This is a genomic window from Haloactinopolyspora sp. (assembly GCF_027324685.1).
Lineage (GTDB): Bacteria > Actinomycetota > Actinomycetes > Jiangellales > Jiangellaceae > Haloactinopolyspora.
In genome coordinates this window covers 17,724-38,835 of the sequence record NZ_DAHVSH010000174.1, presented here as the reverse complement: position 1 = coordinate 38,835, position 21,112 = coordinate 17,724, and the positions used below count along the sequence as shown (strand labels likewise).

The window sequence follows — 21,112 nt, the reverse complement described above, 5'->3', positions numbered from 1 at the left end:
ATCGGCGCGTGCGGACTGGTGGGTCTGATCGGGATGCTGATCGCGTTCCGCTGGTACCTACCACGGGCACGTGCGGCCTACCTGGCCGAAGGCGCCGCCGGGTCAACGCTCGCCGAGCTGATCACCACCACCGCATCCGGGGCGCGCACCATCGAGGCCTTCGGTCTGCAGCAGCGCCGGCAGGCGGCGTGCGACGACGCCATCGGCACGGCTCGCCGAACCCGGCTGCGGACTCTTCAGCTACGCAGCGTCTTGTTCCCGGCCGTGGACGTGTCGCTCGTGCTGCCGATGGTCGGTGCTCTCCTGGTCGGCTCGGTCCTGATGCACGCCGGTTCGATCACGGTGGGTGCGGTCGTCGCGGGCGCCCTGTATGCCCAGCAGCTCATGCAACCGCTGGACACGATCCTGCTGTGGACCGAGACGATCCAGAGCAGCGGTGCATCGTTCGCCCGGATCGAAGGGGTGGCCGAGGCGGCACGAACTCCGCCCGGCCGATCGAACCGTCCGGAAGACGCGCACGTCCGGTTCACCGATGTGCATTTCGCCTACGACGGTGGGCCGGACGTGGTGCATGGCATCAACCTCACCATCCGCCCGGGTGAACGGCTGGCCGTGGTCGGGCCGTCGGGCGCCGGAAAAACGACCCTGGGACGCCTGCTCGCCGCAGTGGACGTTCCGCGTACCGGGCGGGTGAGTATCGGCGGTGTTCCCGTCACCGAGCTGGGTGTCGACGAGTTGCGCCGCCACGTCGTGCTGGTCACCCAGGAGCATCACGTCTTCCTCGGCACTGTGCGGGACAACCTGCTGATCGCCCGACCGTCCAGCCCGGACGAGACGCTGCGGTCCGCGCTGGCGACGGTCGGCGCGCAGTGGGTCCATGAGCTGCCCCAGGGCCTCGACACCGAGCTCGGCGACGGCCACCATCGGCTGGACGGGGCGCAGAGCGAGCAGCTCGCGCTGGCACGCGTCGTCCTCGCGAACCCCCACACCGTCGTCCTCGTCGAGGCCACCGCGCTACTGGATCCGGCTAGGGCACGCCACACCGAGCGTGCGCTGGCCGCCGCGCTGCGCGGACGGACCGTGATCGCCATCGCCCATCGCCTGCACACCGCCCGGGACGCCGACCGGATCGCCGTACTGAACGACGGACGTCTCGACGAGCTCGGCACGCACGACGAATTGCTCGCGACCGACGGCGCCTACGCCGCGCTGTGGCGTGCCTGGCACGGAGAGAGCTGAACGCGGCCCGGGAGGTCACATTCGTTCAAGTCAAGCCCGTGTGATCCGGCCTACCGTTGCGATGAAGAAGCCCGCTCTCATCGAGGAGAGGTCAGTGATGGTCACCGCTACTCCGTATCTCTGCGTCGCCGGTGCGTCAGCGGCGCTCGACTTCTATGCCTCCGCCTTCGGGGCCGAGGAAGTGTCCCGCTGGACCGATCGCGAAACCGGCATGATCGGCCACGCTGAGTTCGTCATCGACGGCGCTCGGTTCTTCCTGGCCGACGAGTGGCCGGAAGGCGGCGTCTACAGTCCCGCGACGATCGGGCGGACTCCGGTGTCGTTCGTCCTCGAGGTGGAGGACGTCGACGCTGTATTCCAGCAGGCTGTGGCCGCCGGAGCCAAGGTCGAACGGCCGGTCGCGGACTCGCCACACGGACGCAACGGCTGGCTGTTCGACCCGTTCGGGCACCGATGGAGCATCTCGGCGCACGACCCGGGGAAGTCGGCTACGGACCTGCAGAACGAGGTCGGCGACGAGTACGTCATCACCTGACTGCGCTCGGCCGCGTCGACGGCTGACGTGCACGTACGGTGACGTGCCGTAGGCATGATGCGGGCCGGGTACCTGTTGGTGGTCCCGGCCCGTGTTCGTCCTGGTTGTTGGCGGAGGCGGCGGGATTTGAACCCGCGAGAGGGTTTGAGCCCTCAACCCGCTTAGCAGGCGGGCGCCATAAACCAGGCTAGGCGACGCCTCCCCACCCGCTGAAAACAGCAGGCGTCGCAAGGTTACCCGGCCCCGCGTGGCGCGGCAAAGTGGCTGATCCTGACGGTTGTGAACCATGGGCTGACGGCCCCGGCGTACCATGTCGCCGGGAGTGGAATGACGTGACGGCTGCAACCATTCAGCGGTCTCGGACGTCTTCTACATGAAACGACCCGATACGGCATGGTTCCGCGTGGTGCTTATGCTGGCTCGGGCGCGCAAGCGAGCGGAGAGGTGACACCGCGTGGAGCACATGCGAGGTGGCTCCGGGACACGTCGCGCCCGCCTGAACGCCCGCCGCCGGCGCCGCAACGAGCGTTACGGGCGCTTCCTGGGTCTCACCGCCCTGGGCACGCTGCTGCCGGGCAGCGGATTGATTGCAGCAGGTAAGCGCCGCCTCGGCACGTTCATCCTCTTCCTGCTCGGGTTCGCGCTGGTGATCGCACTCGCCGTCGTCGCGCTGGTGCCGCAGTCCGAATTGGCCTCCTACGCCGGTGACCGGCAGATGTTGTTCGTCATCGGAGCCGGGTTGGCGATCACCGCAGTGATCTGGCTGGCCATCGCGATCGGATCACATCGATCGTTGGAACCGGATGGACTACCCCCGGGTCGACGCCTGGGTGGTGCCCTGGTCGTCATCGTGGCCGCGTCGCTCGTGGTGTCGCCCATGGCCGTCGGCTCCCGGTACGCCTTCACGCAGCGCGATCTGATCGGTGCGATCTCCGGCGGACACAGCAACACCACGCCCGACATCGACGAAGCCGACCCCTGGGCCGACAAGCCCCGCCTGAACGTGCTGTTCCTCGGCGGCGACGCCGGCGAGGGCCGCGAAGGGCTGCGGCCGGACACTCAGATCGTCGCCAGCATCGACACCGAGACCGGGGCGACGACGATGATCTCGCTGCCTCGCAACCTCGGCAACGTGCCCTTCCCCGAAGGCACTCCACTGCACGACATCTATCCGGACGGCTTCACCGGAGAAGGCGACGAGCTCGAATGGATGCTCAACGCCGTCTACCGCAACGTGCCCGAGGCGCACCCCGAGATCTTCGAAGGGGTCGAGAACAAGGGCGCCGATGCGAACAAGTGGGCCGTCGAAGGCGCCTTGGGTATCGACATCGACTACTTCATGCTCGTCGACCTCGCCGGTTTCCAGAGCGTGGTCGAGGCGCTCGGCGGAATCACGCTCGACGTCCCGCGCGACATCCCCATCGGGAACAAGACGCTGCCCAACGGCGAATGCTCCGAACCCCGCGGGTACGTGAAGGCCGGGGAGAACAGGCACCTGGACGGTGCCGAGGCGTTGTGGTTCGCCCGGTCGCGCTGCCCTGGCGACGACTACGAGCGGATGGCGCGGCAGCGGTGCGTCATGGACGCCATCGTCGCCAAGGCTGATCCCACAACGCTGGTCAGCCGATATCAGAAGCTCGCCAGCACCGCCGGTGAGATCATCACCACCGATGTTCCCGAAGGCATGTTCCCGGCGCTCATCTCGCTGATGCTCAAGGTCAAGGACGGCAGTCTCAAGAGCCTCACGCTCGACCGCGACTTCTTCGCCAGTATGGGCACCACCTCGAGCGATCCTGACTACGACGCCCTGCACGAACGGATCGACGAGATTCTCAGCACCGACTCGTCGAAGTCCACACCCGACGAGGACGACACCGCGCCGGACGACACCACCGAAGCCGGCGAACAGGCCAGCACCGACGCTGCCAGCGGTGACCAGCCGGAATCCGACGCCGTCGACGAGTCCAGCCAGTACGTTCCCGCCTCCGACGAGGCCGATGAAGACTCCGACGGATCCGATGCCGGCTCCGAGGACGAATCGGGCGGCAGCTCGGAAGATGACGATGAAGGCGAAGAAGCCGACCCGGACCAGCCGGTCGACGCCGGCGAGGTCTGCTGACCGTCGGCCGTCGGGGGACTCACTCGTACATGACGTAGACCGGTGTCGGCGTCAGGGACAGGACCTGGTCAGGGGTCATGAGCGGCCCGCTGTGGGTGTCTTCGTCGAAGAACAACTTGAACCCTGCGTGCACGTCCGACGTCGTCCGCCGCATGAGGGTCCGCCAGGTGTCCTCCTTGTCAGAACGCGCGCCGATTCCGTCCACGCTCTTGATCGGCACCACACCAGGGTGGCGGCGTAGCTTTCCCTCGTCACGCACCACCGAGGCGTGAACCTGGTGGAAGACCATCACCTTCTCGGGCAGGTCGTGCTGATGCACCAGGGACGACAAGTAGGCGGCGGCGTCGTCGAGTTCCTGGCCGGTCGTGCTGCCGTACACCTCGCCGGGAACCTCACCAGGACTCACCGCCCACTCCGGATCGAGCGCGACGCCGACATCGGGTTCGCTCAACCACCGCTCGAGGTGACGGAGTTCGTCGACGAAGCCGGCTCGGCCGGGCTGGATGTTCAGCAGGAGCAGGGCGCCGTGATCGCGCGCGGCGTCGAGGTAGGTCTGGATGACGTGGTCGGGCTCGCGGGTCCGGTACATGCCGTCAGGACCAGGGGTGCGGTGCGCGATGACGGTGATCAGCTCGAACACCGGGATCACCTGGTCGACGCCCGAAGCGTACTTGGCGGCGATGCGGTCGAGCTGTGCCGGGGCGGTGTCCAGGTTCTCGATGAACAACCGGCCGAAGGCTTCCGAACGCCCACCGGAGAACCCCACCAGCCGGTGGTCGGGCAGGACCTCGTGCCCTCCGCTCGGAAGCGTCGGGGTCGAACGGTTGCGATCTGGTGCCGAGGGCGAACGGGACGCCGAGGCGGACGGCGACGCCGAAGCGGACGGCGACGCCGGGGGTGACTCAGACGTGGGCGCCTGCTGCGATTCGGGCTCCGGGGTGCCCGAACAGGCGGTGATCAGGGCGACGGTGACGATTGCGACGAGGGGGAGAAAGCGGTGCATCACCCCCAGTGTGTACCGGCCGTCAACTAGGGAGGCGTCAGCGGCCGGTAACCGCGATCGTCGTTGAGCCGCGATCGAAGCTCACGCGCGAGCGTCCGCGGCTCGACGTCGAGCACGGTCGTCCGGATCAGGCTCTGGCGGCCACCGGCGAGGTCGATCGAGACGTAGGAGCCGTCGGTCTGCACCTTGCGGACGTCGCGCCAGGCACCGCGGCGCACGCCGAGTCGGAAACCGGTGGTGTTGACGAATCCGTCATCGTCGAGCACCAGCCGCGTGCCCCGGCCGAACACGCGAAGGACTCCCACCACGAGCACCACGGCGAAGAGCACCGCCGCCACGGCGAAGACGACCATCGCCACGACGCGCAACCACGAAGGCAGGTCGGCCGCGAAGACCAGGCTCGCGACGATGGTGAGCAGACCCAGGCCGATGGCGCCGACCCCGACGCCGCGGACAGCCAGTCCGACCGGCGGGCCGTAAACCGTACGAGTCACCTGACCAGTGTGACACCGCCCAGGTCAGTGCGCGTCACCGGCGGCGGTCGCCATCCTGGCTCGGCTGTCGGCGATGAACCGGCACAGCGGGCACAGGTCCATGCCGTGCCGACGGCGCCATCCGGTGAGCACAGCGCGAGCGTCCTGCGGGGTCGAGCCGACGTTTCCGAGGTCACCACAGTGATCGCAGACGATGGCTACCTGCGCGCTCATCATGCTCCTTGTCGCTACCGGCCCGAGGGCCGCACCGGGCGGCGATGACGCCGATCACTTCCAGGATGCCTGATGACACGCGATCATGACGGCAAGTCAGCGAAATCGGTGTAGCCCGCGAGGGCGCCGTACCCACGGCGGACGCAAAAGCGGAGGGCATGGGATTCGAACCCATGAGGACGGAGAGGGCCCCGCCCTAGAACTTTTCAAGAGTTCCCCGTTCGGCCACTCCGGCAGCCCTCCCGGCGGTGCCCAGTGTGCCACGTCAGCCGGGCGCGGATCGAGTCGCCGGACCAGGCGTGCAACCCAGATGATCTCCGCGCTGCTCGAGACGCTCGCGCTGTGGCAGTATCGGGCCCGGTGAACGAGGACGTGGAACCCGTCGAAGTCGCTCTGCCGGGCGGCAACGTCGGCGGGGCCAAGCTCGTCGGCGACGTCGTGCTCCGCCCGACCGGTCCATGGACGCCTGCCGTGCATGCGTTGCTCGACCATCTGCACCGGGTGGGTCTCGACTCCATCCCGCGCGTCCTCGGCGTCGACGACCAGGGCCGCGAGATGCTGACCTACATCCCGGGCCGGAGCATCGCGGCCGATTCCGAGTTCGTCGGCGATGCCCTGCTCACCAGCGCGGTGGCTTGGCTGCGCCGATTCCACGATGCGGCTGCGACTTTCCGCCCGAGCGGCGTGCGCCGCTGGCGCCACGGCCCGCGGGCACTGGCGGAGCACGAGATCGTGTGCCACAACGATCCAGGCGCCTACAACTGGATCGTCGACGGCGACCGCGTCGTGGGCGTCATCGACTGGGACATGGCCGGCCCCGGCGTGCCGATCGACGATCTGGCGTTCATGGCGTGGAAGTCGTTGCCGCTTCACGTCGACCTGCCCCTCCATGACGTTGTGCAACGGTTGCGCCTGATGGCCCGAACCTACGGCGCCATCTCGCCACGTGAGCTTCTGGTGCACGTGCAGCGCCGGATGGGTCAGGCGGCCGACAACATCGAAGCCGGCCAGCGTCGCGGCGACCCGGGCCTGCTCAATCTGCGGCGGATCGGTGAGCCGGGGCGGACCAGGCAGCGGCTGGAGCGGCTGCGGGATCGCCTGCCCGCGATCGAGGCCGCGCTGGACCGCAGTTCGTGACGCTGATCAGTGCGGTTGTGCGCTCGTCACGGCCGGCCGGTGGGGATCGTTGCTCCATTGCGACCACGACCCGGGATACAGGGCGGCGTCGATGCCTGCGACGGCGAGCGCGGCGATCTCGTGCGCGGCCGTCACCCCGGAGCCGCAGTACACGGCCACCGGGCGGGTGCCGTCCACCGTCAAGTCGGCGAAGCGTTCGCGGAGCCGCTCGGCGTCGAGGAATCGGCCGTCCGGGCCGAGGTTGTCGGTGGTCGGCGCGCTGAGTGCGCCGGGGATGTGTCCGGCCCGGGGGTCGACGGGCTCCACCTCGCCGCGGTAGCGCTCACCGGCGCGGGCGTCGAGCAACACACCGCGGGCCGCGACGCCGTCGACGTCGTCGGCCTCGATCGCCGGCATGCCGCCGGGGTGGAGTTGCACGTCGCCCGGCTCGGCGACGACGTCGCCATCGGCCAGCGGGGCGCCGGCAACACGCCACGCGGCCAGGCCGCCGTCGAGAATGCGGACGTCCTCGACGCCGGCCCACCGCAGCAGCCACCAGGCGCGCGCGGCCGACGTGCCGCCGACGTCGTCGTAGGCCACGCAGGTGTCGCCGGAGCGCACGCCCCAGCGACGAGCCGCGGCCTGAAGGTCGGCGAGTTCGGGCAGCGGGTGCCGGCCGGCCGCCGGTGACGGTGGGGCAGCGAGCTCGGTCTCCAGATCGACGTAGACGGCGCCGGGCAGGTGTTCGCGCAGGTAGTGATCGCGGCCATGGGGGTCGCCCAGCTGCCAGCGGACATCGAGGAGCACGGTGCGCTGCCCCGCGGCGAGGCGGTCACGTAGCTCGTCGACGGTGATCAGTACGGCGGTCATGGGGCGACTCCCATCAGGACATTGTGCAACCGGGGGGTTGCGCTACGGGCGGTCATAGTGCAACAGTTGGGTTGCACAAGGTGAGGCTTCTACGGTCAAGGAGAGTTCCATGGTGACTGATCGGATCGAACGTGAGATCGCCATCGCGGCGCCGCCGCAGCGGGTATGGGAGGTCGTGACGCGAGCCGAACATCTGGGCGCGTGGCTCGGCGATGCCGGCGCGGAGATCGACCTGCGCCCCGGTGGCCGGCTGGTGCTGCATTGGAAGGACCACGGCACCGCTCACGGGCGCGTCGAAACCGTCGAGGCGTATTCGACGTTCGCCTTCCGGTGGGTGACGTTTGGCGGGGACGAACCCACGGACGACAACTCCACCCTCGTCGAGTTCACCTTGACACCGCAGGACGGCGGCACCCGCTTGCGCGTTGTCGAGACGGGGTTCGCCGGTCTCGCGGTCGCGCCCGACCAGCAGGAGAAACACTTGGGCGAGAACACCGAGGGCTGGCGGCTCAAGCTCGACGAGCTGCGCACGTACAGTGAATCCGTGCATGCATGAGCATCGACGATCTCGATGGCGTGTTCGCGGCACTGGCCGATCCCATGCGACGCCAGTTGCTCGATGAGCTGGTGGGCCGGGGAGAGGCCAGCGCCAGCGCACTCGCCGTGGTCGTGCCGGTGAGCCGGCAGGCGGTGCTCAAACACCTCAACGTCCTGGACGATGCTGGTCTCGTGACAGCCCGTCGTTCCGGACGCGAAGTGCTGTACCGCGCGCGGCCCGAGCGGCTCCAGGCGACCGCGGCCAGGATGAGCGAGCTGGCGGCCCGGTGGGACGAGCGGCTCGACCAGATCAAGCGCATCGCTGAAAGTTGACCGTTGCCCGACGCGACCGGTGGGCCCGCGTGGGGTGTGCGCGGCTCCTGCGGGGCGATGCGCGTGCACCACGAGGACTTGTGCTGCATCACCATGCGAGTACGGGTGGTGTGGCAGGGAATTGGCAAGTGAACATGATCATTCGGAGTCGCGAGGGCCGGGGTGGCGGGTCCAGGTCTCGTGGGTGGCGATGAACGCCGACGACAACGGGGCTTCGCCGCCACCGGTGATCTCGGGCCGGGCGAGGACGCGTGCGCCATCCACTTCGAGGGTGGCATCGGCGCAGAACGTGAGCAGGTTCGTCAGCGTCCACGCCGTGTCGCCGAGCTTCCAGCCCTCGACATGGCCCGGGCGTGACTCCAGCGGCTTGGTCAACGCCGCGATGACTGAGGAGCCGTCCGCGCCGGCCACGCGGACCCGGGCGGAGTCGGAGTGGATGTGCCAGTCGATGACGTCGCAGAAGACCGGATCGGCGATCGGCGGCAGCCCGTCCAGCTCGGGGAAATACCGGCTGAACGTGTCACCGAGCCACTGGCCGAGGGCGGGGTCGGGGGTGAGCAGCCGCACGGCTTCGTCGCCGTCCACCCACGCGAGGACGGCCACCCCCGGTCCGTGCACGCTCCACTCGGCCTCCCACAGCGAGACGAAGGCCGCCCGGGTCTGGGCGCGGTAGAACGTGGCGGCAGGGTTCGCGCCGATGAACTCGACAGACATTCAGCCGAGCGTAGTGACGTTGAGGTCGTCGTGGGTGTAGGCCGTGCGAATGATCTTTTTGTCGAACTTGCCCACGCTGGTCTTCGGTATCTCGTCGACGACGGCCCAACGCTCCGGCAGCTGCCACGCGGCCACCTTGTTCGACAAGAACTCGTGCAACTCGCCCGGCTCGGCCTTCTGCCCCTCACGTAGTACCACCGCGGCCAGCGGGCGCTCGCCCCAGCGATCGTCGGGCACCCCGACGACGGCCGCCTCGGCCACGGCCGGGTGCCCCATCAGGTGACCCTCGAGCTCCACCGAGCTGATCCACTCACCGCCGGACTTGATCACGTCCTTCACTCGATCGGTCAGCTTCAGGTAGCCGTCCGGGGTGATCGAACCGACGTCACCGGTCCGCAGCCAGCCTTCGCCGAAGTGCTCGTCGTCGTCCTCGCGGTAGTAGCTGCCGGTGATCCATGGGCCTCTCACCTCGACCTCGCCGACCGACTCGCCGTCCCAGCCGACGATGTCGCCGGTCGGGCCCACGAGGCGCGCCTCCACGGGGGCGACGAACCGCCCCTGGGTCAGTCGGTAGCGCGTCCTGTCCTCCCCGCTCGCGTGCGCCGGTGGCCGGGCCACCGTGCCGAGCGGGCTCATCTCCGTCATGCCCCAGGCGTGCACCATCGTGATGCCGCGCTCGTCGTAGGCCTGAAGCAACGCCGGCGGCACCGCCGCACCGCCCACGACCAGTTCGGTCAGCGACGACACGTCGACCTCGGGATGGTCATCGAGGTGCTGCTGCAGACCCGCCCAGACCGTCGGAACGCCGGCGCCCTTGTTCGGCCGGGCCTCGGCGATGAACCGGGCCAGCGGCTCCGGCGTCAGGTACTGGCCGGGCATCGCCAGCGAGCTGCCGGTCAGGAAAGCGGCATACGGCAGGCCCCAGCCCAGCACGTGGAACTGCGGCACCACGGTGAGGACGAGGTCACCTGAACTCAGCCCGAAGACGTCCGGTGCCGGCAGTGCGAGGGCATGCAGATAGATCGAGCGGTGGCTGTAGACGACACCCTTCGGATGGCCAGTCGTGCCGGAGGTGTAACACATCGCGGCCGCTGTACGTTCGTCCACGTCCGGCCAGGCGAACTCGGCCGGCGCGGCCGCGAGCAGCTGGTCGTAGTCGTGGATGCCGACCCCGCTGCCTTCGAGAACCGACCGGTCGGCCGGTCCGCACACGATCACGTGGCGCACGCTCTTCAGCGACGGCAGCAGCTTGGCGAAGCCGGCCAGCAGCGTGTTGTCGACGATGACGACGCGATCGTTCGCGTGATTGGCGATGAACGCGATCTGCTCCGGGAACAGCCGGATGTTCAACGGGTGCACCACTGCGCCCATCGACGGCACCGCCAGGTAGGCCTCGACGTGCTCGGCGTTGTTCCACATGAACGTGGCGACCCGGTCGCCGGGCGAGATCCCCAGCGCCTGCAGCGCACCAGCGAGTCGTGCGGCCCGCTCACCCGTCTCGGCGAAGGTGACCGAACGCGGACCCTCGTCAGTCGCCGTCACGATGCGGCTGCCGCCGTGCAATCCAGCTCCGTGGTCCAGCAGTCGCCGGATCTGCAGTGGAACGTCCATCATCGTGCTCTCGGCCACGACACCCTCCCCATCGAGGACACGCCAGCCGGCGGTTCGACGCCGACGTCTGCGCTCAACCCTGCCGCAGATTACGCGGACGGGGAAGCCGCGAACCCGAATCGCGGAGACATCACCGGATGTGCTGGCCGATAGTCGTGCATCCGATCGGCGAATTCTGTGCGGGTTTACGGCGACGACACATCGCGCCCGGTCCAGTCACCAGGTCGTAACGCGGGGCGCGGCTACCCGAAACGTTCGTCGTCGAATCTGGTGCCCTTTCCGGCTCAGGAGGGATGTGGCACTCAGATGGATACCGGAGACACTGCCTGGATTCTCGTGTCCACGGCGCTGGTGATGCTCATGACCCCTGGGCTCGCCCTGTTCTACGGCGGGATGGTGCGGGCCAAGAGCGTCATCAACATGATGATGATGAGCTTCGGGGCGCTCGGCGTCGTCAGCGTGCTGTGGATCATCGTCGGCTACTCGGTGGCCTACGGCGAGAGCATCGGCGGCGTGCTGGGCAATCCGGGTGACTACTTCGGCCTGGCGGGGCTCATCGGCGCGGGCGAGGGCATCCCCACGCTCGTCGACGTCGGTTTTCAGGCCATGTTCGCCGTCATCACCGTCGCCCTCATCTCCGGCTCGATCGCCGACCGGGCGAACTTCTGGACCTGGCTGCTCTTCGCCGCGATCTGGATGGCGGTCGTCTACTCTCCCGTGGCGCACTGGGTGTGGGGTGCCGGTGGCTGGATCGGCGACGAGCTCGGCGCGGTCGACTTCGCCGGTGGAACAGCGGTGCACATCAACGCCGGTGCTGCCGGACTGGCCCTGGCGCTCGTCCTCGGCCGTCGTCGCGACTTCGCCAGGGGCTCGCACCGGCCGCACAACCTGCCGCTGGTGATGCTCGGCGCCGGGCTGTTGTGGTTCGGCTGGTTCGGATTCAACGCGGGTTCGGCTTACGGGGCGAACGCCGATGCCGGTCTCGCTCTGGTCAACACGATCGGAGCGACGGCGGCCGCCCTGCTCGGCTGGATCATCGTCGAGAAGCTGCGCGACGGCCACGCGACGTCGATGGGCGCGGCATCCGGCGTGGTCGCCGGCCTGGTGGCCATCACGCCCGCGTGTGGCGCATTGAGCCCGATGATGGCGCTGGTGCTCGGCGCGGTGGCCGGCGTCGTGTGCTCGCTGACGGTCAGCTTGAAGTTCCGGTTGCGCTACGACGACTCGCTGGACGTCGTGGGTGTGCACCTGGTGGGCGGCCTCGTCGGCACCGTCGCCATCGGATTCCTGGCCACGGCCGAGGCACCGGACGGCGTCGACGGGCTGTTCTACGGTGGTGGCGTCGACCTGGTCGGCCGGCAGGTCGTGGGCGCAGGCGCCGTGCTGATCTACTCGTTCGCCGTGACGTACGCCATCGGCTGGCTGCTGCAGCGCACTATCGGCTTCCGCGTCGACAGCCACCACGAAGCCGTCGGCGTCGACCGGATCCACCACGGGGAGTCCGGCTACGAGATCGACCAGGTCCAGATCGACGAGGAGGTCGTCGCCCGGGTCTCGTCAGCCCCCTGACCTGCTCGCTCACCCGGCGTTGACGCCGGGCTGGTGCCTGTCGGCATCAGCCCGGCGTCTATCGTGAGGGGTTCATGAACCGAGCTCTGCGAGAAGGTGACGTCGTCTGATGACCGTGGCCAACGAAACCGTGCGCTTGACCGGGAACCTCATCATCGGGTCCGAGGAGATCCGCGGCGACCAAGGAGAGTTCGCCGCCGTCGATCCGCGCACCGGCGACACGCTCGAACCGTCGTACGGCCTCGGCGGCGCGGCAGAGGTCGAACGTGCCGCGGTACTGGCGAGCGAGGCGTTCGCGACGTACCGGCAGACCGACAGCGAGACGCGGGCCGCGTTCCTTGACACCATCGCCGAGCAGATCGAGGCGCTCGGTGACCAACTGATCGACCGAGTGCAGGCGGAGTCCGGGCTGCCGCGGGCGCGGGTCGAGTCCGAGCGGGCCCGCACCACCAACCAGCTGCGCCTGTTCGCCGCGGTGGTGCGAGAAGGAAGCTGGCGCCGGGTGCGGGTGGACCCCGCTCAGCCGGACCGAGCCCCGTTGCCCCGCCCGGACATCCGGCAGCGATCCATCCCGCTCGGGCCCGTCGCGGTGTTCGGGGCCAGCAACTTCCCACTCGCCTTCTCCGTCGCCGGCGGCGACACCGCGTCCGCGCTGGCCGCCGGGTGCCCGGTGGTGGTGAAGGCGCACGAGGCACACCCCGGGACGTCCGAACTCGTCGGGCGGGCGATCCGCGCGGCCGTCAGCGCGCACGACCTGCCGGAGGGGACGTTCTCGCTGCTGTACGGCACCGGGCCCGGCCTGGGGACGGCGCTGGTCACCGACCCGCGGATCAAGGCCGTCGGCTTCACCGGCTCCAGGTCGGCCGGGTTGGCGCTGGTGGCTGCCGCTGCCGGCAGGCCGGAGCCGATCCCCGTCTACGCGGAGATGTCCAGCGTCAACCCGGTGTTCCTGCTGCCCGGCGCGCTTCGTGAGCGAGCCGGCGACATCGGCCGCGGCTACGTCGCGTCGGTCACCACCGGCGTTGGCCAGCTGTGCACGAGTCCCGGATTGGTGTTCGTCCACGACGGACCCGACGCCGACACGTTCGTCGCCGCTGCCGCCGAAGCCCTCGAGCAGGTGCCGGCGGCGCCGATGCTGACGCAAGGGATCCGGGACGGGTACGACCAGGGTGTGCAGGCGCTGGCCGGGCACGACCAGGTCGCACAGGTCGCCGCTGGCGGCGTGGACGACAGCATCGCGTGCGGCGGGCAGGCCCGGCTGTTCACCACCACCGGTGCGGCGTTCCTCGCTGACCGCTCGCTGTCCCAAGAGGTCTTCGGCGCCGCTTCCCTGGTGGTGCGGGTCCGCGACGACGCCGAGCTCGACCAGATCATCGACGCGCTGGAAGGCCAGCTCACCGCTGCCGTCCACGCGAGCCCGGACGACTACGACCGGGCCCGCGAGCTGCTGGCGGCGCTGGAGCTCAAGGCCGGGCGGGTCCTGTTCAACGGCTGGCCGACCGGTGTCGAAGTCGGCCATGCCATGGTCCACGGCGGCCCCTTCCCCGCCACGTCGGCGCCGGCCACGACGTCGGTCGGCACCCGCGCCATCGAGCGGTTCTTGCGACCGGTCGCCTACCAGGACGTACCGGCGGACTTGCAGCCGGCGGAGGTGCGCGACGACAACCCGCTCGATCTGTGGCGGCGCGTCGACGGCCAGCTGGGCCGGCACTGAGCCGGATCGCGACGGAGGGTCCCGGCATGACGTTTCCGCATGCCGGGGCACCACCAGGCGTTGTGTCGCATCACGAGGCGTGTAGGGGTGGTGGGGCAGGCGAATGCCTAGTGAACATGATCATTTGAGGCCAGTGGGCAGAATGGCGGTATGCGAGTAGCTCTCACCCAGCTGGCGGCCGGGGTCGACACCGAGCGCAATGTCGACGACATCCGGCGGCTCACGGCCGACCTGGACGCGGACCTGATCGTGTTTCCCGAGGCGGTGATGCACGACTTCGGTGATCCGGCCACGCCGCTGGGGCCGGTGGCACAACCGGTGGACGGCCCGTTCGTCGCGGCCCTGACCGCCATAGCGCACGAGCGTGACGCCGTCGTCGTCGCCGGGATGTTCGAGAGCTCACCGGACCCCGACCGTCCCTACAACACCCTCGTCGCGGTCGCCCCGGACGGCGACGTCATCGGCACCTACCGCAAAGCCCACCTGTACGACTCGTTCGGCTACCGCGAGTCCGACCGCCTCGCCGCAGGTGACCCGGTCCCGGCGCTCGTCGAGGTCGACGGTCTCAAGCTCGGCCTGCTGACCTGCTACGACCTCCGTTTCCCGGAGCAGTCGCGGGCGTTGGTCGAAGCCGGGGCGGACGTGCTCGTCATCCCGGCCGCCTGGGTGCGCGGGCCGCTCAAAGAGGACCACTGGGAGACCCTGCTGCGCGCCCGCGCCATCGAGAACACCGTCTACGTCGCAGCCGCGGCCCAGTGCGGGAAGGCGTACTGCGGCCGGAGCATGCTCGTGGACCCGATGGGGGTCGCCGTGGCCGCCCTGGGCGCGGACGAAGGCATCATCGTGTCCACCGTCGAAGCCGACCGGATCGCCACCGCCCGCGACCGCAACCCCGCCTTGCGCCACCGGCGCCCGTGGCCGACGCTGACGGCTGCGGCAGGTCCGTGACGACGCGCTGGAGCGCGGTGATCCTGGCCGGCGGAGCGGGGCGCAGGCTCGGCGGACGCGACAAGCCGGCCATCGTCGTCGGCGGGCGCACCCTTCTCGACCGTGCCGTCGAGGCATGCGCAGGCTCGGCCGAAGTCGTGGTCGTCGGACCGCAACGCTCGACCGCACGGCCGGTGCGGTGGACGCGCGAGGATCCTCCCGGCAGCGGTCCCTTGGCCGCCCTGCACACCGGCCTGACGGCGACGACGACAGCGCCGGATGTCGTGGTGGTGCTGGCCGCGGACCTGCCATCGATCACCGCAGCACAGGTCGCACGGCTGATCGACGCGCTGGAATCTGCCGACGACGCCGACGCCGCCCTCGCGGCCGACGCCGGCGGCCGGGTCCAGCCACTGGTGGGCGCGTACCGGGCGGAGGCGCTGCGGGCCGCTGTGATCGCCATCAGCGATCCGCGTGATCAAGCCTTCCATCGGGTACTGCCCAGACTGACCGTGATCACGGTTGCTGACCTTCCCGGCACATCGGATATCGACACCCCGGACGACCTGGCACGATGGCAGACTCGGCCCGGACGAGCGGAGACGGAGGAGATCGACGTGGAGCGTGAGCACTGATGGAAGCCTGGGTCAGCGCACTGTGTGAGCAACTCGGTGTCCCGGTGGACGACGTCGACGTGGGCGGCATCCTGGATCTCGCCAAAGACGCCGCGCACAACGTCGAACGCCCGGCCGCGCCGGTCACGGCGTTCGTCGCGGGATACGCCGCGGCCCTGCGCGGCGGCGGGGACGCCGCGGTCACGTCGTCGCTCGACACCGCGGGCGAGTTGGCCCGCGACTGGGGCGCCGGGCCGGCCGCTCCCGACGCCGCGACCCCGCCATTGTCGTGACACGAGGGTGAGCACCCGCGCGAGCGCGATGTACGTCGACTAGCGTCAGCAACCGTGGAGACCAAAGGCTCCGTCCACCTGCCGACGATGGACGAGGAGGTCGACCCGCTTCGGCAGTTCGGCAAGCGGGTCGTGATCGCCATCGGCGTCCTGATCGCGGCGGCGCTGCTCGTGTGGCTGGACCGCGACGGCTACAACGACGACGTCGACGGCCGGGTCAGCCTGCTCGATGCCTTCTACTACACCACCGTGTCGCTGTCGACGACCGGCTACGGCGACATCTCGCCGGTCACACCCCAGTCGCGGCTGATCAACATCGTTTTCATCACGCCGCTGCGGGTGATGTTCCTGATCATCCTGATCGGCACCACGCTGGAGACCCTGACCGCCCGCAGCCGGGAACAGATGCGGCTCAATCGCTGGAGGAAGAAGTTGCGCGATCACACGGTCGTGATCGGCTACGGGGTCAAGGGACGTAGCGCGGTGGCGACTCTGCTGGCCAACGAGATCTCGGCCGAGTCCGTGGTCGTCGTCGATCCCAATCCCGCGGCGATCGCCGAGGCGAACCACGCCGGCCTCGTCGCGGTCCACGGCGATGGCACGCGGGCCGACGTACTCCGCCGCGCCCACGTGCCCACGGCGCGCAGCATCATCATCAGCACCGCGCGCGACGATGCCGCCGTCCTGACGACGCTCACCTGTCGTCAGCTCAACCCGGACGCGGAGATCATCGTGTCGGTCCGCGAAGCCGACAACGTCAACCTGGTTCGCCAGAGCGGCGCGAACGAGATCGTGACGTCGTCGGACGCCGTGGGCCGCATCCTCGGGCTGGCGACCGTCAGTCCCGCACTGGGGCACGTACTCGAAGACCTGACCACGTCGGGCACGGGCCTCGAAGTCGCCGAGCGGGTCGTGACGCCGCGCGAGGAGGGCAAGCAGCCGCGACAGCTCAACGACCTCGTCGTGGCCGTCATCCGCGACGGCGCCGAGTTGCCGTTCCACTCGCCGGCCATCGGACACCTCGTGCGGGGCGACCGGCTGATCGTGGTTCGTGCCTCCGGGGACTTTCCGTGGGCGCGGCGGTCAGGCAGCCCGGCTGCCGACGACGAGGCCACGACCGAACCCGGCGATCCCGCCGACCGCCCACCGGGCATTTGAGGAGGTCTACGTGCACGCTGTCGTCATCACCGAGCCAGGTGGTCCCGAGGTGCTCGAATGGGCCGAGGTGGACGAACCCACCTGCGGGCCCGACGAGGTGATCATCGACGTCGCCGCTTCAGCGGTGAACCGCGCGGACATTCTGCAACGCCAGGGACACTACGCGGTGCCGCCCGGCGCGGTGCCGTGGCCGGGACTGGAGTGCAGCGGCACCATCAGCGAGGTGGGCCCGGACGTCCACGGCCTGCGGGTCGGCGACGAGGTGTGCGCGTTGCTGGCCGGCGGCGGTTACGCCGAACGCGTCGCCGTACCGGCCGGGCAGGTGCTGCCGGTGCCGGCCGGCGTCGACGTCGTGACGGCGGCCGCGCTGCCGGAGGTCATGAGCACGGTGTGGTCGAACGTGGTGATGACGGCCGGGATCCGCAGCGGCGAGGTGCTGCTGGTACACGGCGGGGGAAGTGGCGTCGGGACGGCGGCGATCCAGATCGGCGCGGCGTTGGGCGCCGTGGTCGCGGTGACGGCGGGTTCGCCGGCCAAGCTCGACGAGTGTGCCCGGCTGGGGGCGTCCATCTTGGTGAACTATCGGCACGAGGACTTCGTCGACGCCGTGCGCTCGGCGACCGACGGCAACGGCGCGGACGTCGTGCTCGACATCATCGGGGCGAAGTATCTCTCCCGCAACATCGACGTGTTGGCCCCCGACGGGCGCCTGGTGGTCATCGGGTTGCAGGGCGGACGCGCCGCGGAGTTGAACATCGCCGCGGTGATGGCGAAGCGGGCCACGGTGACCGGCAGCCTGTTGCGCAGCCGGTCCCCCGAGCAGAAGGCGCAGATCGTCGAGCAGGTGCGGACGCACGTGTGGCCGATGGTCGAATCCGGTGCCGTCGCGCCGGTGGTCGACCAGGTGCTGCCGATGTCCGAAGCCGCCGATGCGCACCGGATCGTCGAGGCCGGTGGCCACCTGGGCAAGGTGGTGCTCGCCATCTGAACGCCGCTGGTGACCTGCTGGGACGTGGGCAGGTGATGACCATTCCCGACACCAGCTGTCATCCGGGCCGACATCGAGCGTACCCTGGCCAACGTGGTCATGCCGTTGGAGTCCGACCTCGATCGTCCGATCACGCACCGGCACACGGCCAGGGTCGTCCTGGCCGACCCGGACGGCCGAGTCCTGCTGTTCGAAGACAGCGACCCGTCGGCGCCCGGATCGCCGACGTTCTGGATCACCCCCGGCGGCGGGGTGGAGCCTGGGGAGTCGCTGCTGGCGGCGGCCTCGCGCGAGGTGTCCGAGGAGACCGGGTTGCGGATACCGGTTGCCGACTTGCAGGGACCGGCGGCGGAACGGACCGTCGTGCACGCCTACTCCGACAAGATCGTCGTGCAGACCGAGACCTTCTTCGTCGCGCTCACCCCGGCCATCGAGGTGTCCCCGGAGGGCTGGACCGACGAGGAACTGCAGACCGTCATCGGGTACCGCTGGTGGAGCCTGGAAGAGCTGCGCCAGACCGCTCGACCGGTCTGGCCCGTCGGCCTCGCCGACTTGGTCGCCTCGGTCGACAGCCCGGACACGTGGCCGATCCCCCTGGGGGTCGCCGAGGAATCCACCGTGCCGACCAATCCGTCGGCCGCCCGCTGAGCTCACCCGACGATGAGGTCGGCTCGCTCCCGGGTTTTCGCCACCTGCGCGGCGTTCGGTTCGTCGACCGCGTTCACCCAGGCCAGCGCCTCCTCGTCGGTGCGGCCGAAGGTTGTGTGGCGCCGCACCAGCCGCTGCCGGCGTACCTCGTCGTCGACGTCGACGTACCAGACGGCGTCGAGCAGCGGGCGTACCGCTGCCCACGGACCGTGATCGAGCAGCAGGTAATTGCCCTCGGTCACGATCAGCCGCGCTGAGCGCTCGATGGCGATGGCGCCCGCGATCGGCTCTTCGAGCGAACGGTCGAACGCGGGTGCGTACACGACCTCGTCGTCGCCGGCCGTTCGAACTCGACGCAGCAGCGCGGCATAGCCGTGCGCGTCGAAGGTGTCGGGTGCGCCCTTGCGCTCGGCTCGCCCGAGCCGTCGCAACTCCGCCTGAGCGAGGTGGAAGCCGTCCATCGGCACCAGGACGGCGGCGTCGCCGAGTTCGGCGACGAGCCGTTCGGCCAGCGTCGACTTGCCCGCACCCGGTGGCCCGACGATACCCAGGACCGTCCGGTCACGGGATCGCATGAGGTGGCGCGCCTGTTCGAGCACATCCGTCATGCCGCCATTCTGGCAGCTCAACCGTTGGTCCAGCGGCCGCGGCTTGACGTTGCATACTGCGTATGTATACATGGTATACATGTCCGTCCGTCACGGGTTGCTGGCTCTGCTCGAGCGAGCACCGATGTACGGCTATCAGTTGCGGCACGAATTCGAGCGATCAACCGGGTTCACCTGGTCGCTCAACGTCGGCCAGGTGTACACGACGTTGGCGCGGCTCGAGCGGGACGGATTGGTCGAGCAGGCCGGTGCCGCCGACGACGGCGAGAGCAAGATCGTCTACCGGCTCACCGATACCGGGCAGGCCGAGCTCGCCGCCTGGTTCGTGACCCCCGTCGTCACCGGCGAGCGCCCTCGGGACGAGTTGGCCGTCAAAGTCGCGCTGGCCGCGAACACTCCGGGCGTCGATGTCGATGCCGTCGTGCGTGTGCAACGTGATGAGGCCGAGCGAGGCTTGCGCGAGCTCAGCGAGCGCAAGGCGTCGGCCGAGGCCACGGGCGACACCGCCCAACTGCTGATCCTGGAAGCGATGACCCTGCGGACCGAGGCCGAGCTGCGATGGCTCGACTACGCCGAGGCGGTATCAGCCCGCTGAACGGGTACTGATCACGTGCAGGGCGAGTCGACTGGCGCACAATGTGGCCACGAGTGTGCATCGACGCCGAGACGCGCGTAAGGATGGAGTCATGACGGAGCCCAACGAGAACGCCAAAACACAACCTGGTGACGACAACCGCAAGGTCGTGGTCGTAGGACCGGAGGGGATGGCTGTGGAAGCCTCGCCGGACAGCGACAGCGAGCAGCGCGCACTCACCGACCTCGTCGAGCAGCCGGCGAAGGTCATGCGCATCGGCAGCATGATCAAGCAGCTGCTGGACGAAGTGAAGGCCGCCCCGCTCGACGAAGCCAGCCGCCGGCGGCTGGGCGAGATCCATCGGGCTTCGCTGGACGAGCTCGAGGACGGCCTGGCGCCGGAACTCACCGAGGAGCTCGAGCGGCTGGCACTGCCGTTCAATCAGGAGGACGTGCCCACCGACGCCGAGCTCAGGGTGGCCCAGGCCCAGCTCGTCGGCTGGCTCGAAGGCCTGTTCCACGGCATCCAGACCACCCTGTTCGCCCAGCAGATGGCCGCGCGCGCTCAGCTGGAACAGATGCGCCGAGCGCTCCCCCAAGGTGCGCGGCTCGCCCCTGGACAACCCGGCAGTGACGCCGAGAAGCAGGGGCACACCGGCGGCGGCATGTACCTGTAGGAGTACGTCGTCAGGCGGCGGCGGTGGCGTGTCGCTCGATCACGCCAGCCAACCGCGGCAGCGCTTCCTGGACGTGCTTCTGCGCCTGCGGACGAAGCTTGGCGTAAACCTTCTTGACGCTCTCGCGCTGCGACGCCTTGGCGCGGTCGTCAGTGACGCCGAGCAAGGCGTCGGCCACCTCGGTGGGGCGGCTCGCGAAGTAACTCTCCAGCGAGCCGCCGCCGCTGGCCCGGAAATCGGCATAGAACGGCTCGGCGCGTTCCACGAACGCGTCGAGCATGCTGTCGATGGCGTCCGGGACGAACCGCGAATTCATCTTGTTCAGCACGGAGTATCCGCCTTTGACGGCCATCCCCGAGACGCCGCCCTTGTCCGCCATCTCGGCGTCGACGAGCGCGTGCAGGTCGCTGACCACGGCCGGGCGCCGGTCCGGATCGAGCAAAATGTCCTTCAGTGTGTCTGCCATCGAGATGCTGCCCCTCGCATAGGAATGATCATGTTGCGCCCCGTGTCCGGTCACTGTAGAACACCCGCCCGGAGACCCGGACCACACGGCTGG

The 21,112-nt window shown here is 69.3% G+C and carries 24 protein-coding genes and 2 tRNA genes; 16 read left to right on the top strand and 10 right to left on the bottom strand.

The genetic code is table 11. The features are described 5' to 3' along the window. Window positions 1-1,239 (top strand): ABC transporter ATP-binding protein (locus M6444_RS18960; RefSeq protein ID WP_298331062.1); only part of this gene is annotated, 1,239 nt, incomplete at its 5' end. 61 nt (window positions 1,240-1,300) lie between these two features. Further along, window positions 1,301-1,774, top strand: a complete 474-nt coding sequence (locus M6444_RS18955) for a VOC family protein (RefSeq protein WP_298331060.1) — start codon at window positions 1,301-1,303, stop codon at window positions 1,772-1,774. 108 nt (window positions 1,775-1,882) lie between these two features. On the opposite strand, the gene M6444_RS18950 is transcribed toward M6444_RS18955, so the two are convergent. After that, window positions 1,883-1,976 (bottom strand) — tRNA-Ser (locus tag M6444_RS18950). A 261-nt stretch (window positions 1,977-2,237) separates the two neighbouring features. Here M6444_RS18950 and M6444_RS18945 point away from each other — a divergent pair. Further along, a complete protein-coding gene (locus M6444_RS18945; RefSeq protein WP_298331066.1) occupies window positions 2,238-3,893 on the top strand; it encodes an LCP family protein in 1,656 nt (551 codons plus the stop codon). Between the two features lie 19 nt (window positions 3,894-3,912). On the opposite strand, the gene M6444_RS18940 is transcribed toward M6444_RS18945, so the two are convergent. The 4 genes from M6444_RS18940 to M6444_RS18925 form a co-directional block, all read right to left on the bottom strand. Continuing rightward, window positions 3,913-4,896 (bottom strand): hypothetical protein, encoded by a 984-nt coding sequence (locus M6444_RS18940; protein ID WP_298331058.1) that lies wholly within the window; start codon window positions 4,894-4,896, stop codon window positions 3,913-3,915. Between the two features lie 26 nt (window positions 4,897-4,922). Then, the gene (locus M6444_RS18935) at window positions 4,923-5,390 is read right to left on the bottom strand and encodes a hypothetical protein (protein ID WP_298331056.1); all 468 of its coding nucleotides are present in this window, start codon (window positions 5,388-5,390) and stop codon (window positions 4,923-4,925) included. 24 nt (window positions 5,391-5,414) lie between these two features. Then, window positions 5,415-5,603, bottom strand: coding sequence for a hypothetical protein (locus M6444_RS18930; protein ID WP_298331054.1), 189 nt, complete (start codon window positions 5,601-5,603; stop codon window positions 5,415-5,417). A gap of 150 nt (window positions 5,604-5,753) precedes the next feature. After that, window positions 5,754-5,846, bottom strand: a tRNA-Ser gene (locus M6444_RS18925). 99 nt (window positions 5,847-5,945) lie between these two features. Here M6444_RS18925 and M6444_RS18920 point away from each other — a divergent pair. Then, a complete protein-coding gene (locus M6444_RS18920; protein ID WP_298331052.1) occupies window positions 5,946-6,740 on the top strand; it encodes a phosphotransferase in 795 nt (264 codons plus the stop codon). 6 nt (window positions 6,741-6,746) lie between these two features. Here the strand turns inward: M6444_RS18920 and M6444_RS18915 are convergent, their stop codons facing one another. Beyond that, window positions 6,747-7,589: a sulfurtransferase gene (locus tag M6444_RS18915; protein WP_298331050.1), complete on the bottom strand. Its 843-nt coding sequence runs from the start codon at window positions 7,587-7,589 to the stop codon at window positions 6,747-6,749. Window positions 7,590-7,698: 109 nt separating this feature from the next. On the opposite strand from M6444_RS18915, the gene M6444_RS18910 reads away from it, so the two are divergent. Together M6444_RS18910 and M6444_RS18905 are read left to right on the top strand one after the other, a co-directional pair. Beyond that, window positions 7,699-8,145, top strand: a complete 447-nt coding sequence (locus M6444_RS18910; RefSeq protein WP_298331048.1) for an SRPBCC domain-containing protein — start codon at window positions 7,699-7,701, stop codon at window positions 8,143-8,145. Next, window positions 8,142-8,459 carry a metalloregulator ArsR/SmtB family transcription factor gene (locus M6444_RS18905; RefSeq protein ID WP_298331046.1) on the top strand — a complete coding sequence of 106 codons (318 nt, stop codon included), beginning with the start codon at window positions 8,142-8,144 and terminating at the stop codon, window positions 8,457-8,459. The genes M6444_RS18910 and M6444_RS18905 overlap by 4 nt, the downstream gene beginning before the upstream one ends. 138 nt (window positions 8,460-8,597) lie before the next feature. Here M6444_RS18905 and M6444_RS18900 read toward each other — a convergent pair whose 3' ends face one another. Further along, window positions 8,598-9,173, bottom strand: a complete 576-nt coding sequence (locus M6444_RS18900; protein ID WP_298331045.1) for a hypothetical protein — start codon at window positions 9,171-9,173, stop codon at window positions 8,598-8,600. Beyond that, window positions 9,174-10,787: a long-chain fatty acid--CoA ligase gene (locus M6444_RS18895; RefSeq protein WP_363326431.1), complete on the bottom strand. Its 1,614-nt coding sequence runs from the start codon at window positions 10,785-10,787 to the stop codon at window positions 9,174-9,176. Between the two features lie 303 nt (window positions 10,788-11,090). Here M6444_RS18895 and M6444_RS18890 point away from each other — a divergent pair, with 303 nt between their 5' ends. The 8 genes from M6444_RS18890 to M6444_RS18855 all read left to right on the top strand — a co-directional run bounded on the left by M6444_RS18890 (window position 11,091) and on the right by M6444_RS18855 (window position 18,695). Further along, window positions 11,091-12,353, top strand: coding sequence for an ammonium transporter (locus tag M6444_RS18890; protein WP_298331041.1), 1,263 nt, complete (start codon window positions 11,091-11,093; stop codon window positions 12,351-12,353). A 109-nt stretch (window positions 12,354-12,462) separates the two neighbouring features. Continuing rightward, entirely contained in the window at window positions 12,463-14,067 is a 1,605-nt protein-coding gene (locus tag M6444_RS18885) for an aldehyde dehydrogenase (NADP(+)) (RefSeq protein WP_298331039.1), read from the top strand. A gap of 150 nt (window positions 14,068-14,217) precedes the next feature. Beyond that, complete coding sequence (locus M6444_RS18880) at window positions 14,218-15,015, top strand: carbon-nitrogen hydrolase family protein (RefSeq protein ID WP_298331037.1); 798 nt, start codon at window positions 14,218-14,220, stop codon at window positions 15,013-15,015. Then, the gene (locus M6444_RS18875; protein WP_298331035.1) at window positions 15,012-15,629 is read left to right on the top strand and encodes an NTP transferase domain-containing protein; all 618 of its coding nucleotides are present in this window, start codon (window positions 15,012-15,014) and stop codon (window positions 15,627-15,629) included. The genes M6444_RS18880 and M6444_RS18875 overlap by 4 nt, the downstream gene beginning before the upstream one ends. Next, window positions 15,629-15,901, top strand: a complete 273-nt coding sequence (locus tag M6444_RS18870) for a DUF6457 domain-containing protein (protein WP_298331033.1) — start codon at window positions 15,629-15,631, stop codon at window positions 15,899-15,901. The genes M6444_RS18875 and M6444_RS18870 overlap by 1 nt, the downstream gene beginning before the upstream one ends. A gap of 54 nt (window positions 15,902-15,955) precedes the next feature. Then, on the top strand, window positions 15,956-17,059 hold the full coding sequence (locus tag M6444_RS18865) for an NAD-binding protein (protein WP_298331030.1): 1,104 nt from the start codon (window positions 15,956-15,958) through the stop codon (window positions 17,057-17,059). Window positions 17,060-17,069: 10 nt separating this feature from the next. After that, complete coding sequence (locus M6444_RS18860) at window positions 17,070-18,047, top strand: NAD(P)H-quinone oxidoreductase (protein WP_298331028.1); 978 nt, start codon at window positions 17,070-17,072, stop codon at window positions 18,045-18,047. Window positions 18,048-18,146: 99 nt separating this feature from the next. Continuing rightward, window positions 18,147-18,695: an NUDIX domain-containing protein gene (locus M6444_RS18855; protein ID WP_298331064.1), complete on the top strand. Its 549-nt coding sequence runs from the start codon at window positions 18,147-18,149 to the stop codon at window positions 18,693-18,695. Between the two features lie 2 nt (window positions 18,696-18,697). Here M6444_RS18855 and M6444_RS18850 read toward each other — a convergent pair whose 3' ends face one another. Beyond that, window positions 18,698-19,303, bottom strand: a complete 606-nt coding sequence (locus tag M6444_RS18850) for a nucleoside/nucleotide kinase family protein (protein WP_298331026.1) — start codon at window positions 19,301-19,303, stop codon at window positions 18,698-18,700. A 79-nt stretch (window positions 19,304-19,382) separates the two neighbouring features. Here M6444_RS18850 and M6444_RS18845 point away from each other — a divergent pair, with 79 nt between their 5' ends. Together M6444_RS18845 and M6444_RS18840 are read left to right on the top strand one after the other, a co-directional pair. Further along, window positions 19,383-19,898 (top strand): PadR family transcriptional regulator, encoded by a 516-nt coding sequence (locus M6444_RS18845; RefSeq protein WP_298331025.1) that lies wholly within the window; start codon window positions 19,383-19,385, stop codon window positions 19,896-19,898. Window positions 19,899-19,989: 91 nt separating this feature from the next. Then, the gene (locus tag M6444_RS18840) at window positions 19,990-20,553 is read left to right on the top strand and encodes a bacterial proteasome activator family protein (protein ID WP_298331023.1); all 564 of its coding nucleotides are present in this window, start codon (window positions 19,990-19,992) and stop codon (window positions 20,551-20,553) included. A 10-nt stretch (window positions 20,554-20,563) separates the two neighbouring features. Here M6444_RS18840 and M6444_RS18835 read toward each other — a convergent pair whose 3' ends face one another. Continuing rightward, the gene (locus tag M6444_RS18835; protein WP_298331021.1) at window positions 20,564-21,019 is read right to left on the bottom strand and encodes a hypothetical protein; all 456 of its coding nucleotides are present in this window, start codon (window positions 21,017-21,019) and stop codon (window positions 20,564-20,566) included. Between the last annotated feature and the right edge of the window lie 93 nt (window positions 21,020-21,112).

Coding starts and splice junctions, on each gene's coding strand:
- M6444_RS18940 (WP_298331058.1), bottom strand. CDS start 4,896: ATGCACCGCTTTCTCCCCCTCGTCGCAATCGTCACCGTCGCCCTGATC.
- M6444_RS18955 (WP_298331060.1), top strand. CDS start 1,301: ATGAAGAAGCCCGCTCTCATCGAGGAGAGGTCAGTGATGGTCACCGCT.
- M6444_RS18890 (WP_298331041.1), top strand. CDS start 11,091: ATGGATACCGGAGACACTGCCTGGATTCTCGTGTCCACGGCGCTGGTG.
- M6444_RS18850 (WP_298331026.1), bottom strand. CDS start 19,303: ATGACGGATGTGCTCGAACAGGCGCGCCACCTCATGCGATCCCGTGAC.
- M6444_RS18930 (WP_298331054.1), bottom strand. CDS start 5,603: ATGAGCGCGCAGGTAGCCATCGTCTGCGATCACTGTGGTGACCTCGGA.
- M6444_RS18835 (WP_298331021.1), bottom strand. CDS start 21,019: ATGGCAGACACACTGAAGGACATTTTGCTCGATCCGGACCGGCGCCCG.
- M6444_RS18895 (WP_363326431.1), bottom strand. CDS start 10,787: ATGATGGACGTTCCACTGCAGATCCGGCGACTGCTGGACCACGGAGCT.
- M6444_RS18840 (WP_298331023.1), top strand. CDS start 19,990: ATGACGGAGCCCAACGAGAACGCCAAAACACAACCTGGTGACGACAAC.
- M6444_RS18900 (WP_298331045.1), bottom strand. CDS start 9,173: ATGTCTGTCGAGTTCATCGGCGCGAACCCTGCCGCCACGTTCTACCGC.
- M6444_RS18945 (WP_298331066.1), top strand. CDS start 2,238: ATGCGAGGTGGCTCCGGGACACGTCGCGCCCGCCTGAACGCCCGCCGC.
- M6444_RS18915 (WP_298331050.1), bottom strand. CDS start 7,589: ATGACCGCCGTACTGATCACCGTCGACGAGCTACGTGACCGCCTCGCC.
- M6444_RS18910 (WP_298331048.1), top strand. CDS start 7,699: ATGGTGACTGATCGGATCGAACGTGAGATCGCCATCGCGGCGCCGCCG.
- M6444_RS18880 (WP_298331037.1), top strand. CDS start 14,218: ATGCGAGTAGCTCTCACCCAGCTGGCGGCCGGGGTCGACACCGAGCGC.
- M6444_RS18870 (WP_298331033.1), top strand. CDS start 15,629: ATGGAAGCCTGGGTCAGCGCACTGTGTGAGCAACTCGGTGTCCCGGTG.
- M6444_RS18905 (WP_298331046.1), top strand. CDS start 8,142: ATGAGCATCGACGATCTCGATGGCGTGTTCGCGGCACTGGCCGATCCC.
- M6444_RS18845 (WP_298331025.1), top strand. CDS start 19,383: ATGTCCGTCCGTCACGGGTTGCTGGCTCTGCTCGAGCGAGCACCGATG.
- M6444_RS18885 (WP_298331039.1), top strand. CDS start 12,463: ATGACCGTGGCCAACGAAACCGTGCGCTTGACCGGGAACCTCATCATC.
- M6444_RS18855 (WP_298331064.1), top strand. CDS start 18,147: ATGCCGTTGGAGTCCGACCTCGATCGTCCGATCACGCACCGGCACACG.